The 15,757-nt window shown below is 43.1% G+C and carries 11 protein-coding genes; 4 read left to right on the forward strand and 7 right to left on the reverse strand.

The genetic code is table 11. The features are described from left to right. Window positions 1-15 precede the first annotated feature (15 nt). Complete coding sequence (locus BW980_RS12340) at window positions 16-2,337, reverse strand: chondroitinase-B domain-containing protein (RefSeq protein ID WP_076455501.1); 2,322 nt, start codon at window positions 2,335-2,337, stop codon at window positions 16-18. Window positions 2,338-2,750: 413 nt separating this feature from the next. Between BW980_RS12340 and BW980_RS12345 the strand changes: the two genes are divergently transcribed. Beyond that, entirely contained in the window at window positions 2,751-4,115 is a 1,365-nt protein-coding gene (locus tag BW980_RS12345; RefSeq protein WP_076455502.1) for a Kelch repeat-containing protein, read from the forward strand. Window positions 4,116-4,185: 70 nt separating this feature from the next. Here BW980_RS12345 and BW980_RS12350 read toward each other — a convergent pair whose 3' ends face one another. From BW980_RS12350 to BW980_RS12360, 3 genes are all read right to left on the reverse strand, one after another. Beyond that, entirely contained in the window at window positions 4,186-5,655 is a 1,470-nt protein-coding gene (locus BW980_RS12350; protein WP_076455503.1) for a magnesium chelatase, read from the reverse strand. A gap of 70 nt (window positions 5,656-5,725) precedes the next feature. Then, complete coding sequence (locus tag BW980_RS12355) at window positions 5,726-6,883, reverse strand: vWA domain-containing protein (RefSeq protein WP_076455504.1); 1,158 nt, start codon at window positions 6,881-6,883, stop codon at window positions 5,726-5,728. A 118-nt stretch (window positions 6,884-7,001) separates the two neighbouring features. Next, on the reverse strand, window positions 7,002-8,399 hold the full coding sequence (locus BW980_RS12360) for a Gfo/Idh/MocA family protein (protein WP_076455505.1): 1,398 nt from the start codon (window positions 8,397-8,399) through the stop codon (window positions 7,002-7,004). Between the two features lie 153 nt (window positions 8,400-8,552). On the opposite strand from BW980_RS12360, the gene BW980_RS12365 reads away from it, so the two are divergent. Then, window positions 8,553-9,359 (forward strand): DUF1853 family protein, encoded by an 807-nt coding sequence (locus tag BW980_RS12365; protein WP_076455506.1) that lies wholly within the window; start codon window positions 8,553-8,555, stop codon window positions 9,357-9,359. A gap of 25 nt (window positions 9,360-9,384) precedes the next feature. Here the strand turns inward: BW980_RS12365 and BW980_RS12370 are convergent, their stop codons facing one another. From BW980_RS12370 to ychF, 3 genes are all read right to left on the reverse strand, one after another. Beyond that, window positions 9,385-10,005 (reverse strand): L-threonylcarbamoyladenylate synthase, encoded by a 621-nt coding sequence (locus BW980_RS12370; RefSeq protein ID WP_076455507.1) that lies wholly within the window; start codon window positions 10,003-10,005, stop codon window positions 9,385-9,387. A 199-nt stretch (window positions 10,006-10,204) separates the two neighbouring features. Then, window positions 10,205-12,532, reverse strand: a complete 2,328-nt coding sequence (locus BW980_RS12375) for an ATP-dependent helicase (RefSeq protein WP_076455508.1) — start codon at window positions 12,530-12,532, stop codon at window positions 10,205-10,207. A gap of 207 nt (window positions 12,533-12,739) precedes the next feature. After that, the gene (ychF, locus tag BW980_RS12380; RefSeq protein WP_076455509.1) at window positions 12,740-13,834 is read right to left on the reverse strand and encodes a redox-regulated ATPase YchF; all 1,095 of its coding nucleotides are present in this window, start codon (window positions 13,832-13,834) and stop codon (window positions 12,740-12,742) included. A gap of 281 nt (window positions 13,835-14,115) precedes the next feature. Here ychF and BW980_RS12385 point away from each other — a divergent pair, with 281 nt between their 5' ends. Next, complete coding sequence (locus tag BW980_RS12385; protein ID WP_076455510.1) at window positions 14,116-14,694, forward strand: RNA polymerase sigma factor; 579 nt, start codon at window positions 14,116-14,118, stop codon at window positions 14,692-14,694. A 26-nt stretch (window positions 14,695-14,720) separates the two neighbouring features. Then, the gene (locus tag BW980_RS12390; protein WP_083690463.1) at window positions 14,721-15,746 is read left to right on the forward strand and encodes a FecR family protein; all 1,026 of its coding nucleotides are present in this window, start codon (window positions 14,721-14,723) and stop codon (window positions 15,744-15,746) included. The last annotated feature ends 11 nt before the right edge of the window (window positions 15,747-15,757 follow it).

Here is a 15,757-nt window from a genome sequence, read left to right on the forward strand (position 1 = left end):
TTTGGCTTGTATGGTTTAATACATCAATTTGAGTGGGAGGTTTTCTTCAACGATCAGCTCCCCTGAATTTGTTATTTCATTGTCGGAATGTATGTTGTTCTTTGCTCCCCACAGGCGGGCCACATACTTGACTTGGTTGTCAAGGAATTTGTTTCCGGAAAGGTTTACGTTTATAATACCATAGGTATTAAGCAAAATTTCGCTTTCTTCCTTCGCCCCGCACCGAGTGAAGCTGCTGTTGGTCACGACCAGATTTCCTCCCACGGTCGATTCATCATAGCCACCTCTGTAATAATCGATTACGTTTTTATTGACGCCTTCAAAGTGGCAGTTGTCGATATATATGTTTTCGGCATTATATTCGCCTTTGTCATCGGTCTCTTCAGAAAGCTCCAAACCATTGGCACAATCGGTAATTGTGGTAGATTTCAGTTGAATGTATTCAGAGAAGGAATATTTGTAAGCCTTGAGCACATAGTCAAAACCCGATATTTCAGAATCTACGACCGTTAGGTTATATAGACTGGACATATGGTTTTTCAAACTGGCAAATGCATATTGGGCTTTTTCCCCTTTAAGGATAAGCCCTTTTAAGGTCAGTTGTCCTTTGGGGTTCATTTCAAATGCCGGGGTCTTTGGGGCACCGTTGTAAAAAATGGAAGCCTTCTTATGGATATCGGCCGACTGTATGGTCAAGCGCTTATCGATTTTCAACGGGGTTTTAAGCTTGTATTTACTAGCGGTCAAACGAATGGTATCCCCATTTTTTGCTTTTTGCACCGCACTGATCAATTGGGAGGTTGAACGTACGGAATAGGTTTTGGAAACCTCCTTTTTATCGGCATTTAAAGGAAACCAATCCGGACCGTATTGGGAGATGTCCATAAGGTTCGGCTTTTGGACCGGGACTTTGACAATAGCGCCGACCGCGTTTTGGTCCGTCCTGGAATTCCCAAAAAGGTCAGTGGTAATCTGATCAAATTCAAAACCGTGGTATAGCGCAGAACCTGACAGGTCACTCGTAGGAATTAGCACATTTTCTTCCAATTCTGAAAGGGAAAAATCCTTGGTTTCGATCCCTGGGAGTGTTTGAAATGAAAGCCCTTGATTATTTATAAGGTTGTTTCTAAAGCGTATTCCATCTAGGGAATCGTGGGCAACGACAGGTTGTTTATCTCCCTTGTCACTATAGATAAGGTTATTGGCCACTATGGTTCGAATCGGGCGTTCAGACCTGATTTCCGAGGCAGGAAGAATATCTCTTTGATCCACATTGGAACCGACCCCGAACTGCAAAGGCGAGATGCAATTGACCCATGTGTTATGGGCCACTACTACATCGGTAACCTGTATATACCTGTTAAGGGGTGATTTTGGAATACCGTTCATAACGGCAAGTGGACTCCTAAAGGTTTTTCCTTTTAGGTTATAGAAATAATTATTGGTGACCCAATGACCTGTTCCGATCAACCTAACCCCGCCGATCTGTTCAGAGTTTGTATCTCCTATAAAATAATTACCGTCTATGATACAGTAATTGCCATGTCTTGTTACCAATGAGCCCTCGCTTTTATAAAAGACATTGTTCCTGAACTCATTGAAATTTGATTTGCTTGAAATGATTTCTACCTCTCCATTGCACCTATCGAAGAAATTATGGGCAACCAAGGTGTAGCTGGGGGTCATGGAAGTATAACTGTTCCCTAGTTGTATGGTTTCGGCACTAGGCCCGCCCTTTGGGGGTCTTGGCCCAAAATAGTTGTTATTGATTTTATGGTAATTCTTTATGTTCTTGTTTCCGGCCAAATCAATCCTGACCGTAGGACCTCTATTGGACTTCCCGGCGATGTAGCAATGATCCAGCTGGTTATGCCTTCCCTTGAACAATACCCAAAGGTCGGTCTCGTTTCTTTGGGCCTTATTGAAATCTAAGATGACGGAGTTGGTCACCCGGGAGTGGTTGGCCACTGTATCTTCGCTAATGGCAAATTCAATGACCGCATTAGAGGGCGATGCGCCATTAATGAAGTACAAACCGTTGACCACTAGGTATTCTCCTCCCAATTTTAGGTCCGATTTTCCTCCAATAAGGACTTTACCGGGTGTTTCCGCCTTGAGCGTTATAGGCTGCCCCTCTTTTCCATATCCTAAAAATCGGATTTGAACATCCTTCCAATCTCCATTGGCCATGATGATTTCGTCTCCAGGATTTGCCTGATCTATGGCCTTATTCAATTCTGTGATATTCTTTACGTAAATCTCTTTATCGTTCGGGTTATCGATAAAGGAAAACAAGGAAAGTACCACACTTAATACTAATAAACTGGCTTTTGTCATGTTACTTACTGATAGGATTTGTTTCGTTTTTGTGTGCCCTTGCCCCCGAACCAAGGTCGAGTACAAATGAACGGCACGAATAGCATTTACATAGTGGCGTAAATCGGACTTTTGACTTCTCTTATGATAAAAGCATAAAGTGCATGACTAGGACACTAGCGTTGATCGCTTTAATTGGTTTACCAAACTGGTTTACCAAATATAGTTGTTTTATTATTTAAAACAAATTGTTTCACCCTTAACAGTCTTATTGGGGTCTATTTTTTCTCTTGATTGCTCTATGACCGAAGGCAACAATCGTAGCTTCTATAAAGGTAATAGTACATTCATCTAAGAGAGATAACACTTGGTCTAAACTTCAAAATATTTTGTCAAACCGATAGTTTTTTAAGTCTAACTAAAAATTCCCCGCTATGAAGTTTAAATATTTCTTTTTAATCTGCCTTTCCCTAGTAATTTTTAACGCCTGTTCCGATGACGATGTACAAATTGATCCACCAGAACAGGACACAGGGCAGCCTCAGGAGGAAGTGCCGAATGAAGAGGAAGAAGGGTCAGGAAATACTGCTCCCGCCGAATTCAGTCTTGCAGGCTTGGAAGACGGTGCATCGGACATAGACTTACATCCGGTTTTAAGCTGGACCGCCACTACCGATACGGACGGCGATGAGATTACCTATACCCTACTTTTGGACACCAATGAATCTCCCGAAACCCTATTGGCCGAAAACCTTTCGGTTACCGAGTTTACCATAGCCGAAGGTCTAGATCGAAATAAAGTATACTATTGGAAAGTAATCGCTAGCGACGGCAAGGGGGGCGAAACGGAGAGTAGCGAGACTTTTAGCTTTACCACCAAAGGATTTTCATTTGCCGATTCGGCCTTAACTACTAATGTAGGCTTCGGGGCAAGAAGAAACCATAGTATTACCGAGTTCAACGGGAAACTATGGATGATAGGCGGTAGGGACGACAACGATTCATATGATGACATCTGGTCATCGACAGATGGTGAAACATGGCAATTGGAAGCAGAAGATCCCTTTGGCTTTTTCAACAAAAGCAATCATACGGCGGTTGTCTTTAAAAACAAGTTGTGGGTGATTGCCGGAGGGTTCAGTGACGTTTGGTCATCTACTAACGGAAAGAACTGGACCAAGGAAACAACCAATCCCGGATTTGGGTCTCGCGAAGGTCATTCTACAGTAGTCTACGATGGTAAACTTTGGGTCATAGGCGGTACCAAGGTTTCAGACCAAATGAACGATGTTTGGTATTCCGAAAATGGAATTCACTGGGTGCAAGCTACGGAAAATGCACAGTTCTCCCCACGTACCGACCATACCACCGTAGTTTTTGACGGAAAAATGTACTTAATGGGCGGAACCGCCGTTCAAGATTCATCCCCTATATTTTATAATGATATCTATACTTCCACGGACGGTGTTCATTGGACGGAAGTCGATACGGATTCTGTATTTGAATTACGGGCCAATCATACCTCTCTTGTTTATGGTAATAGGATGTGGGTCATTGGAGGCTGGCAAGCGATTGTAAACCAAAGTACTTTTCAACAAGACATTACAACCTTTGCCGATGTATGGTATTCCGATAATGGAACCCAATGGAACAAACTAACGACCAGTGCCTCCTATGGGGCCAGAATGGGGCATGCTTCGGTAATATTTGAGGATAAAATACTGATTTCAGGAGGCCTTAAAATCAATCAGGGAGACCATACCAGAGCGCACAACAGTGATGTTTGGATGATTGAATAAACCTGTCATATACCCGTAAAAAAAGCCCTTTCGTTAAGAGAGGGCTTTTGTTTTTTAGGACTGTAAATTGCTACAACTTATCGATATAGCTTCCGTAAAGGTCTTTAAACTGGTAGCCTTCCGAAAATCGGTTTTTACTCAATTTATTATGTGATACGAGTCCCCATAAGATCAGTTCCTTTAAAAAATATACATCCGCCTTGGGAAAATCGGGTTGATGTTCCTTTATCAATTGGTTCAATTCGGGAATGGCATCTAAACTTCGTTTGTATTCCTCGTCGGTGAACTCATCCAAAAGCTCAAAACCTTCCCCTTGAAAGAACCAGCTTAGAAGTCCATCGTACGGGGTTTGGGCATCCTTTCTTTCCAGCTTGTTAATGGCAGGGAAATATTTTGGGAACAAACGTTTTACGGCATCGTCGACCAGTATTTCGGCAACACCATCGGCTCCTTCTTGCTCTCCTTCATAAACCAGTTCGATCTTTCCGGTAATAGCGGGAATGATTCCCATAAAATCGCTCAAGCGCACCATGGTACTTTCCGCATCGGTCAATAGGGCCCTTCTTTCGGCAGTGCTCAAAAGGTTTTCAAAAGCGGTAATGCTCGTACGGGCACTTACCCCGCTCTTGGCATCTACGTATTCACTCTCCCTTGCCTCAAAAATCACTTGCTCTAACAAGTCCTTGGCAATATCGGGAACGTAGACGGAATTTGTTTGACGTTCATCAAGACGGGCTTCTTGTTCCGTAATTTTTCGCGCCGTTTCAATATCGTCGGGATAATGGGTCAAGATTTGTGAACCGATCCTATCTTTCAATGGGGTTACAATGCTTCCCCTGTTGGTATAATCCTCGGGGTTTGCCGTGAACACAAATTGAATATCTAGGGGCAATCGCAGTTTAAAGCCGCGAATCTGAATGTCACCTTCCTCCAAAATATTAAACAAAGACACTTGGATCCTAGCCTGAAGGTCGGGTAATTCGTTAATCACGAAGATACAACGGTTGGCCCGGGGGATCATTCCAAAATGGATCACCCTATCATCGGCATAGGATAATTTAAGGTTAGCCGCCTTTATGGGGTCGACGTCACCTATCAAATCGGCCACGGTAACATCGGGAGTCGCCAATTTTTCAGCAAAACGCTCATCCCTGTGCAACCAAGAGACGGGCGTGTCATCGCCTTTTTCCTTGATAAGCTCCATGGCATATCGCGACATAGGCTTAGTAGGGTCGTCGTTGATTTCCGAACCTTCCACTACGGGAATGTATTCATCCAATAAATTCACCATCAGGTGGGCCAAACGGGTTTTTGCCTGTCCGCGCAACCCGAGTAAATTGATGTTGTGACGAGACAGAATGGCTCTTTCCAATTCTGGGATCACCGAATCTTCATACCCCCAAACTCCCGTAAAGGTCTCTTCTCCTTTTTTTATTTTTTCGATAAGGTTGTCTCGCAACTCATCTTTGATACTCTTGGTCTGGTACCCCGCAGCTTTTAGTTGGCCTAGGGTATTTATGTTTTTATAATCTAATTTCATATATCGCAATCGCTTTTCTAATCAATATCGTTTTGAAATGAAGCTTCAGCTTTCACTAAAACCCTTATTTTTATTTTAGCCGTTTTCTTCTGTTGTTTTCGTAATCCTCAAAAATCATTTCCCCCAATCCTTTTAATCCCGTAAAGAAGGCCTTGCCTTTGTTCGCTTCGGTAAAATGCCGGATAAATTGCATTAAATAGGCATCTTGGGCAATCATAAATGTGGTAATGGGAATATGCAGTTTCCTGGCCTGCCGTGCCATATTGTAGCATTTCTCGACAATGTAATCATCTAAACCGACACTATTTTTATAGTAAGTGCCATCAGGAAGCCTTAGACAACTGGGTTTTCCATCGGTGATCATAAAAATCTGCTTATTGGTATTCCGTTTACGCCGTAAGATATCCATGGCCAATTGGAGTCCCGCTACCGTATTGGTGTGATAGGGTCCGACTTTTAGGTAGGGAAGATCTTTAATGGGTATGGGCCAGGCATCGTTGCCGAAAACCAGAATGTCCAAGGTATCCTTGGGATAGCGGGTCGTGATCAATTCCGCTAGTGCCATCGCCACTTTTTTAGCGGGCGTAATACGGTCTTCCCCATAGAGAATCATACTATGGCTAATATCTATCATCAGTACCGTACTCATCTGGGCCTTATGTTGGGTGTCTTCTACGACCAGATCTTCTTCGTTGAGTTGAAAACTGCCAATACCATGATTGATTTGTGCATTTTTCAAACTTTCGGTCATGGAAATATGCTCTAAGCCATCGCCATAGCGGTACTCCCGAAAATCTCCGGTATGCTCATCGCCTTGCCCCGATTTTCCCGTTTTGTGGTTTCCCGAGCCGCTGCGCTTAATTTTTCCAAAAATTTGGTCCAACGCCCTTTGTCGGATCAGGCGTTCCATTTTGGCGGTAATGGAAATATTTCCCTTCCCACCGTTTTCATCGCCCTCATCCCCTTCTCCACCGGCAGCATCATCGTCAAATTCCTCTTGAATATATCCTTTTGCCTTTAACTCCTCTATGAAATCATCGATCGTATATTCATCATCGGTCAGTTCATACTCCTTGTCCAGTTCACGCAGCCAATCTATAGCCTCGTCAAAATCGCCCGAAGTATGGGTAATGAGCTCTTGAAAAATATCAAAAAGTTTTTCAAAGGGAGTTTGTTCCGGTGCTTCATAGGTTGAAAACCGGAACCCTTTTCTCGTGTTCATAGCCATAACATAAAATTACTTAATAAAACCGTCAACACCTCCCTTTTTAGGAAATGTTAACGGTTACGGACTATTAGCGCGTACGAAGCCCCCTTACTTTGCTGTTTTATGAGGAAGGGTATGCTTAGTTTATGATTCCTAAGGGAGCAGTCGTTTTCCAGGCGCCCCGAGTAAAGTCGGGAAATTCTTGTGGTGCCCCATTGGCTGCCACGGAAGCTTCACTTAAGGGTGAAACCGCACTCCACAGGCAACCTTCGTAAACATTTTGGTCTAAAGGCTCCCCGTTTCTTAAACATTCAACGATACGGAATAACATCATAAAGTCCATTCCGCCATGACCGCCCATCTTTGTGGCCAACTCGCCCACACGTTTGTACAAAGGGTGTTCGTATTTCTCGTAAATTTTGGCCAAGTCCTCGCCTTCTGCCCAGTGATGGTGGTCTTCCGTAGCGCCTTCTACACCACCTTCAATGGCCATTCGGGTCGGGAAGCCCGCCAAAGTGCCCTTGGTTCCCTGGATCATATTGTGACGGGTATAGGGGCGTGGACTCGTTTCGTCCCATTGTACCATAATGGTGCGGCCCAAAGTACTTTTAATGATAGAGGTATTGATATCCCCTCCCTTGTAATCTAATTTATTCCATTTATGATCTGCAGGGAAGTTTTTTTCCGCATACAGTTTACGGCCCCTTGCGGGAGATGAGAAGGAATTGATAAACTTGAAGTTATCTTCTGTACGGGCAATGTTCATATACTGTGCCACGGGACCCAAACCATGGGTCGGGTAAAGATTTCCATTTCTATGGGCGTAATGCGGTGTTCTCCAAGAACCCGTGCCACGGTCAACTTCGTTCATTTGAAAACGTAACTCGTGAATATAGGCGGCCTCGCCATGGAGTAATTCCCCTATAACCCCTTTTCTACACATGTTCAAGTACAATAGCTCGTCTCTACCATAGTTGACGTTTTCCATCATCATACAGTGTTTCTTCGTTTTTTCCGAAGTGTCCACTATGTCCCACATTTCTTGCAAGGTCAAGGCCAATGGGACTTCAACAAAAGCATGGCCGCCGGCGTTCATGGTCGCTATGGCCATTGGGGCATGTAAGCTCCAAGGGGTTGCAATAATTACGGCATCGGGTTTTTGCTCCTTCAGCATTTTTTTCCAATCGTTCTCACCATCGGTATACAATTTCACTTTTTTATGTCGTTCCCCTTTACCAACTTCTTTACAGACATTTGCGGATTTTTTGGCCAGGTCTTCATAGAGGTCGGAAATGGCAACGACCTCTGTACCTTCTATCGCCGCGATTTGAGACACATGTCCAGACCCCCTAGCCCCTACTCCGATAAAGGCAAAACGCACCTTGTCTAATTTAGGTGCTGCAAAGCCTCCCATGTATTGAGCCGAGTAAGGCCTATCCGTTCCTAAAAAATTAGCTTGGGAAATATTTGGGGTTAATGCAATACCGGCCCCTACCAATGACGTTTTTTTTAGGAAATTTCTTCTGTTCGAATTCATCTGTCTTTTTTTGTGGTGGTTTGTATAAACGAGTCTACAATATAAAGAAGTTTTAGGTAATTTGAACAGATACGATACTGCAATTCAAAAAGTAGCACCAAGGGTCCTTTATTTTTTTTGAAAGGCCCTTAAGAGACCCTACCTTCGTAAAAGATGATAAAAGAACAGTGCTTCGGGTTTTTGGCTACGCCTGCTTTATGGACGGGAATGGAATTCGGGATCGAACAATTCGTTTTTCCCGAGATTGATTTGCATGGATTCACTCCCCAACCAATTTCAAAAAAGATACGCCTCGGCCATCAGATGGAAGAGGTATTCTCCCGCCTGTTAACACATGACACGACCTACGAACTGCTGCTGCACAATCTGCTGGTCAAAGACCAAAACCGGACCATAGGCGAAATCGATTTCATACTACGGCATAGGGAAACGAAAAAACTGATACATGTGGAATTGACCTATAAATTCTATATCGTAGACCCTAGCCTATCGGAGCCTATCCATTGTTTGGTAGGCCCTAACCGGAGGGATTTGTTCTTTAACAAAATGGAAAAAATAAGGGACAAGCAGTTTGGCCTTTTGCATACGGAAAGTGGCATCAAGGCTTTATCGGAAAGAGGTATCGACCATGAAGCCATTGTTCATCAAGCCTGTTTTAAGGCCCAATTGTTTATGCCTTTTCAAAAGCCCCAGCTTCATATTGAACCTTTGAATACAGCTTGTGTTCATGGGTATTGGCTTCGGGTAGAGGACTTCTATTCCACCGATTTTCAGGGCTACCGTTATTACATACCCATCAAATCGGAATGGGTCATTGCACCGCACAACAACGTTGATTGGTCATCCCACTCCGAAATCTTGGAGGAAGTGCGCCTACGTATCGAAAATACAAGCGCCCCTATGGTCTGGTTGAAAAAATCGGACCGTCAATTCGAAAAATTATTTGTGGTCTGGTGGTAAGTAAGGCCCTGTTAAGGGCCTATTCTTAAAATATGTCTATATCTCCCTTGCCTTCCCTAACGACTTCGACTTCCCCATTCGAGAGGTCGATAACCGTTGACGCCACGTTATCACCATAACCGCCGTCGATTACGATATCGACCAAGTTCTCCCATTTTTCAAAAATAAGTTCCGGGTCGGTGGTGTATTCCAATAAATCATCATCATCCCGAATGGAAGTGGAAACTATGGGATTGCCAAGTCCTTCTACCAGTGCCCTGGCTATCGTATTGTCAGGAACCCTGATCCCCACGGTTTTTCGCTTCTTAAAATCTTTGGGGAGGTTGTTGTTACCTGGAAGAATAAAGGTATAGGGGCCCGGTAAGGCCCTTTTGAGAATTTTAAAGGTGGCCGTATCGATTTGACGTACATAATCCGATAGATTGCTTAAATCGGCACAGATAAAAGACCAGTTGGCCTTGGCCAATTTAATTCCTTTAATACGGGCGATTTTTTCCAGGGCGCGTGAGTTGGTAATATCACAACCTAGGCCATAGACCGTGTCGGTTGGATAAATAATCAGCCCGCCCTTGCGCAAAACATCGACTACCCTTTTCACCTCCTTTGGGTTCGGATTGTCCTTATATATTTTTATAAACTCTGCCATAGCATTTTCCTTATAAGACCTTATCTAAATTACTACATTTTTTTCTTCTCTCAAACCCTATGGATCAGCCCCTGTTTCAAAGGATTGTTTTTTCCATCTGCCTATTCACATTGTGGAAGGGCAATGATAGGGTTTAGAAACAACAAAGCCCCATGAATCTATTTCTTGGGGCTTTATTTATAGTGTAATGAATCGTCATCTAACCTATAACTTCCAACTTGGCAAAGCGAAGCAATAATTTCTTTACGTCGCCCTTTTCAAATTGGATCTCGGCCTTTCGGTCATTGCCCACACCTTCTATTTTCAATACTTTTCCTCGACCAAATCGCGTATGGTTGATAAGGCAGCCTTCTGCCAGATTGGGGTCTACCGAATTGGTATTGCCCACGGGCGTAGCCAGGTCCGGTTTGAGTTTTCGCAGCTTTCTAAGCTGGTTTTCGTTCGGTTTTTTGCGACTTGGCGGGGTGCCTTTCACCGGTTTGTTCTGACGTAACCTACTTTTGTCCACTTCTCCGAAAATATCGCCGTCCAATAAGGGTTTGTACCGATAGCCCGTATCGATCGGTGTGAGGTTTTCTATGTATTTCTCATCGATTTCCTCTAAGAACCTACTGGGTTCGGCATCTATCAGTTTCCCCCATCGGTACCTGTTTTGTGTATAGGTAAGATAGGCTTGCTTTTCGGCCCGGGTCAGGGCCACATAGAACAACCTGCGCTCTTCTTCCAATTCGCTACGGGTGTTCATACTCATTCCTGAGGGGAAGAGGTCTTCCTCCATACCTACGATATAAACATAGGGAAACTCCAGTCCCTTGGCCAGGTGAATGGTCATAAGGGCGACACGGTCATCATCGCCTTTATCGTTATCCAAATCAGTTGCCAAGGCCACATCTTCCAAGAATTCACTGATGCTTCCCGTAGCATCGGCAATTTCCTTCTGTCCTTCCACAAAATCCTTTATACCGTTGAGTAATTCTTCAATATTTTCCATTTTGCCGATACCTTCTGGCGTTCCGTCCTTTTTAAACTCTAAAAGGAGTCCGGATTTTTTGGCCACATGTTCGGCCAAGGTAAAGGCGTCGGTCGTTTCGTTCATGATCTGGAAACTGCGGATCATGTTGGTAAAATCTTGTAGCTTTCGCTTGGTTCCTGCGTTGATTTTTAGGTCAATTTTATCGAGATTCTGAATAACCTCAAAAATGGAACGGTTGTAATGGTTGGCCGCTACCGTAAGCTTGTCGAGGGTAGTCTGTCCGATACCCCTTGCCGGGAAATTGATGACCCGTTTAAGGGCCTCCTCGTCTTTTGGGTTGATTACCAAGCGTAAGTACCCCAAAACATCCTTGATTTCCTTCCGTTGGTAAAAGGATAGTCCCCCATAGATACGATATGGAATATCCCGCTTTCGCAAGGCGTCCTCTATGGCACGGGACTGTGAGTTGGTGCGGTATAGCACGGCAAATTCGCCATTGCCCAGCTGTTCGTTCATCTTATGGTCCCAAATGGATCCCGCCACGAAACGTCCTTCCTCGGCATCGGTAGTACTGCGGTGCACCTTGATCGGAGGGCCGTCATCGTTGGAGGTCCAAACCACTTTTTCCAACTGGTCTTTGTTCTTTTCGATAATGGAGTTGGCCGCATTTACGATATTTCGTGTAGACCTATAGTTCTGTTCGAGGCGGTACATGCCCACATTTTCATAATCGCGTTGAAAGTTAAGGATGTTGCTGATATTCGCCCCGCGAAAAGAATAGATACTCTGCGCATCATCACCCACTACACAAATATTATGATAGCGGTCGGCCAAGGCCTTTACGATCAAATATTGGGAATGGTTGGTATCTTGGTACTCATCTACCAAAATATACCGGAACCGGTCTTGGTACTTCATAAGCACTTCGGGGAAGCGGTTCAACAGCTCGTTGGTGCGCAACAACAAATCATCAAAATCCATCGCACCGGCCTTAAAACAACGCTCTACGTAATTTTGGTAAATCTCTCCCATTCTCGGCCTTTTGGCCATGGCATCGGCCTCTACCAGTTCAGGGTTCTGCATATAGGCCTTTACGGTAATCAGGCTGTTCTTATATGAAGATATACGGTTCTGCACCTGTTTGTACTTGTAGATATCCTTGTCGAGTCCCATTTCCTTGATAATGGAAGCCAACAGCCTTTGCGAATCTTGGGTGTCATAAATGGTGAAATTGCTCGGAAACCCCAATTTATCGCCATCGTAGCGTAACAATTTGGCAAAAACGGAGTGAAAGGTACCCATCCAAAGGTTTTTGGTCTCCGCCCTACCCGCAATCTTGGCGATACGCTCTTTCATTTCACGGGCGGCCTTGTTGGTAAAGGTCAATGCCAAAATGTTAAAAGCATCAACACCTTGTTGCATCAAATAGGCAATACGATAGGTAAGTACCCTTGTCTTGCCCGATCCAGCTCCGGCAATGACCATTAAGGGGCCGTCTTTATGCAGAACGGGAGCCCTTTGGGCATCGTTCAGTTCATCTATAAAATTATCCAATTTACTAGGGTATTTTTTGTAGCGGTGAATTTAACCATAAATAGGTTTACCTTAAAACATAGTTGATCTCTTTTATAAACAGAGTGTTCTGTTTATGTCGAAACCAGGGAGTCAGTTCGAGGATTGGGAGTGCTTAACACTAAGTGAACTCAACCGTATAAGACGATAACCACACTACGATAAATTTGTAAAGAGGGGGCAAACAGATTACACGTTGAACCTGAAGTGCATGATATCGCCATCCTTAACGATATATTCCTTGCCTTCTACACGCATTTTACCCGCTTCCTTGACTTTGGCTTCACTTCCGAATTGAACAAAATCGTTATAAGAAATCACCTCGGCGCGTATAAATCCTTTTTCAAAATCGGTATGGATTACCCCAGCTGCTTGAGGGGCGGTAGCACCGACAGGAATCGTCCATGCGCGAACTTCCTTGACCCCTGCGGTAAAATAGGTCTCAAGGTTGAGCAATTTATAGGCGCCACGAATCAATTTGGCGGAACCCGGTTCTTCCAAACCAAGGTCTTCTAAGAACATTTGGCGTTCTTCGTAGGTTTCAAGTTCGGTAATGTCGGCTTCGGTACCAACGGCCAATACGATTACTTCTGCATTCTCTTGGGCCACGGCGGCCTTTACTTTTTCTACATAGTCATTTCCTGTAGCTGCGGCATCTTCATCAACATTACAGACATACATTACAGGCTTATCGGTAATGAACTGCAAGGGCTTGACAAATTCGTTTCTATCGTCTTCCGATATATCGATGGCGCGAACCGAAGTTCCCGCTTCCAAACCTTCTTTCAACTTCAAGAGTACCGCTTCCTCTTTTTGGGCTTCTTTGTTACCCGTCTTAGCGGCACGCTTTACCTTATCTAGTTTTTTATCTACCGTCTCAAGATCTTTCAATTGAAGTTCCATATCAATGGTCTCTTTGTCCCTTATCGGATCGACGGAACCATCTACATGAACAATATTGTCATTGTCAAAACAACGCAATACATGTAGTATGGCATCGGTTTCACGAATGTTTCCCAAGAACTGGTTCCCCAGTCCTTCCCCTTTACTAGCTCCTTTGACCAAACCGGCAATATCTACGATTTCGACCGTTGCAGGCAAAACACGTTCAGGATCTACCAATGATTCCAATTTCTCTAACCGGGCATCAGGGACGTTTACCACCCCGATATTCGGTTCTATAGTACAAAAAGGAAAATTGGCACTTTGTGCCTTGGCGTTGGAAAGACAATTGAACAGAGTTGATTTTCCTACGTTTGGCAATCCTACAATACCTGCTTTCATCTTGAAATTTGTAATTAAAGTTTGAATAAATTAAAAAGGGCTTCTAAAATAGGCTGCAAAGATAACTCTTTGATTTGGTATTTTTAATAAAACTGCTCCCCTCTTCCCTAACCCTTATAAGTTGATTTATGCGCTCTAGTCCGTGTTGAAATATTTCTAAACAAATAAGTGTATCATTGACATATAATCATCAAAAATGGAAAATGACTAAATTAAATTAAATCATTTAACGTTATTTTAGTAATCATTGCATATATTTAGACCAAGCCCAAATCTAAAATATGAACACTTTTTCTGAAAAAGCTTTATGGGAATTATTTACGGAAGGAGATCAAAACGCCTTTTCTTCATTATTTAAAACCTATTATCCCCAGCTCTATGGTTACGGAATAAAGCTCTCTTCAGACTCATTTATTACTGAAGATTGTCTTCAAAATTTTTTTATCTACTTACATAAAAATCGAAGAAAAATAAGAAAAGTAAACCATGTAAAATCTTACTTATATACCTCTTTTCGAAGGGAAATTCTAAAAAGTTTGAAAAAGGAACGGCAATTTAGTTCCTATGAGACGTCATTGGAAAGGGGTCGGTCGTTCGGATTTTCGCCCGAAGAATTGAAAATCGAGCAAGAATTAAGCCATATCAAGACTACTACCCTGGCCATCTTGCTCAACACGCTCTCTACACGACAGCGAGAAGTCATCTATCTAAAATACTATAGTGGACTATCAACAAAAGACACCATGGAGGTAATGGATATATCTTATCAAAGTGTGTTGAACACCCTGCAGAAGGCCTTTGCCAAACTACGAAATGAAATCGAGGATCGAGAAATATCGGCGATCTTAAAAAAAACTTAGAAAAAAAAGGGTATAAAAAATAAACCATGGTCTCTTTATTAATGAAGATCCTGTTTATGAGCAAAGAAGAACTATCCCTTTTAGAGATACTGATCGAAGATCTATCGTTCGTAAACTGGGCGAAGAACCACAATCAAAATGATGTGGCCTTCTGGAACAATTGGATCAGGCAACATCCTGATAAAATAGAAACGGTATACAATGCCAAGGCGATAATATTAGGTATCAAATTCAACAAGACCCAAGTTTCAGAAACCAAAATAGACCAAGCCCTTAGCGATATACTAGCCTTAGTAGAAGTGGAAGAAAAAAGTTTTAAAAAGGAAAAAAAATCCTTCAGCGTCATAAAATATATGGCAATGGCGACCACCTTGGTTCTCTTTATAAGCTTGGCCTATTTGTTTATTCCTACCGACACCACCGTTACCCATACCACCCTATTCGGGGAAATCATCGATTTAAAGCTGCCCGATGGTACTTCGGTCATCTTAAACGGTAATTCTGAGATAAGCTATGACAAAAATACTCCCCGTAATATAAATCTATCTGGAGAGGCTTACTTTAAGGTAAAATCCATTCCCTCTACCAAAGCGAAATTTTGGGTTAATACCAGGGATTTAAAGGTAGAGGTATTCGGAACACAGTTCCATGTAAGTACACGAAACAATAAGACCGGTGTTCTTTTGGATGAAGGCCGCATTGAGCTTTTGCTGGGGAACGGCACCTCCAAAAAAATGAAGCCTGGCGAATTGGTGTCGTATTCCAATAAAGACAAGATTACCACCCATGACAAGGTGACCCAAGAACTTTCCTATTCCCTATGGCGCGAAGGAACCTATATATTCAACAACACCACAGTATATGAGGTCATGAAAAATATAGAACAGGCCTATGGTCTGAAAACGGAATTTATAGATGAAGAACTCAAAGGTCAAAAACTTACGGGAGGTATCCCTAACCAAAATCTAAAAATTTGTTTGTCGGCCATAGAAAAATCGACTGGAACCCGAATTGTCGTGAAAGACAATAGACTTATAATGTTTAAAAATTAACTCAAAATCAA

The organism is Zobellia uliginosa, from assembly GCF_900156625.1.
Taxonomy (GTDB): domain Bacteria; phylum Bacteroidota; class Bacteroidia; order Flavobacteriales; family Flavobacteriaceae; genus Zobellia; species Zobellia uliginosa.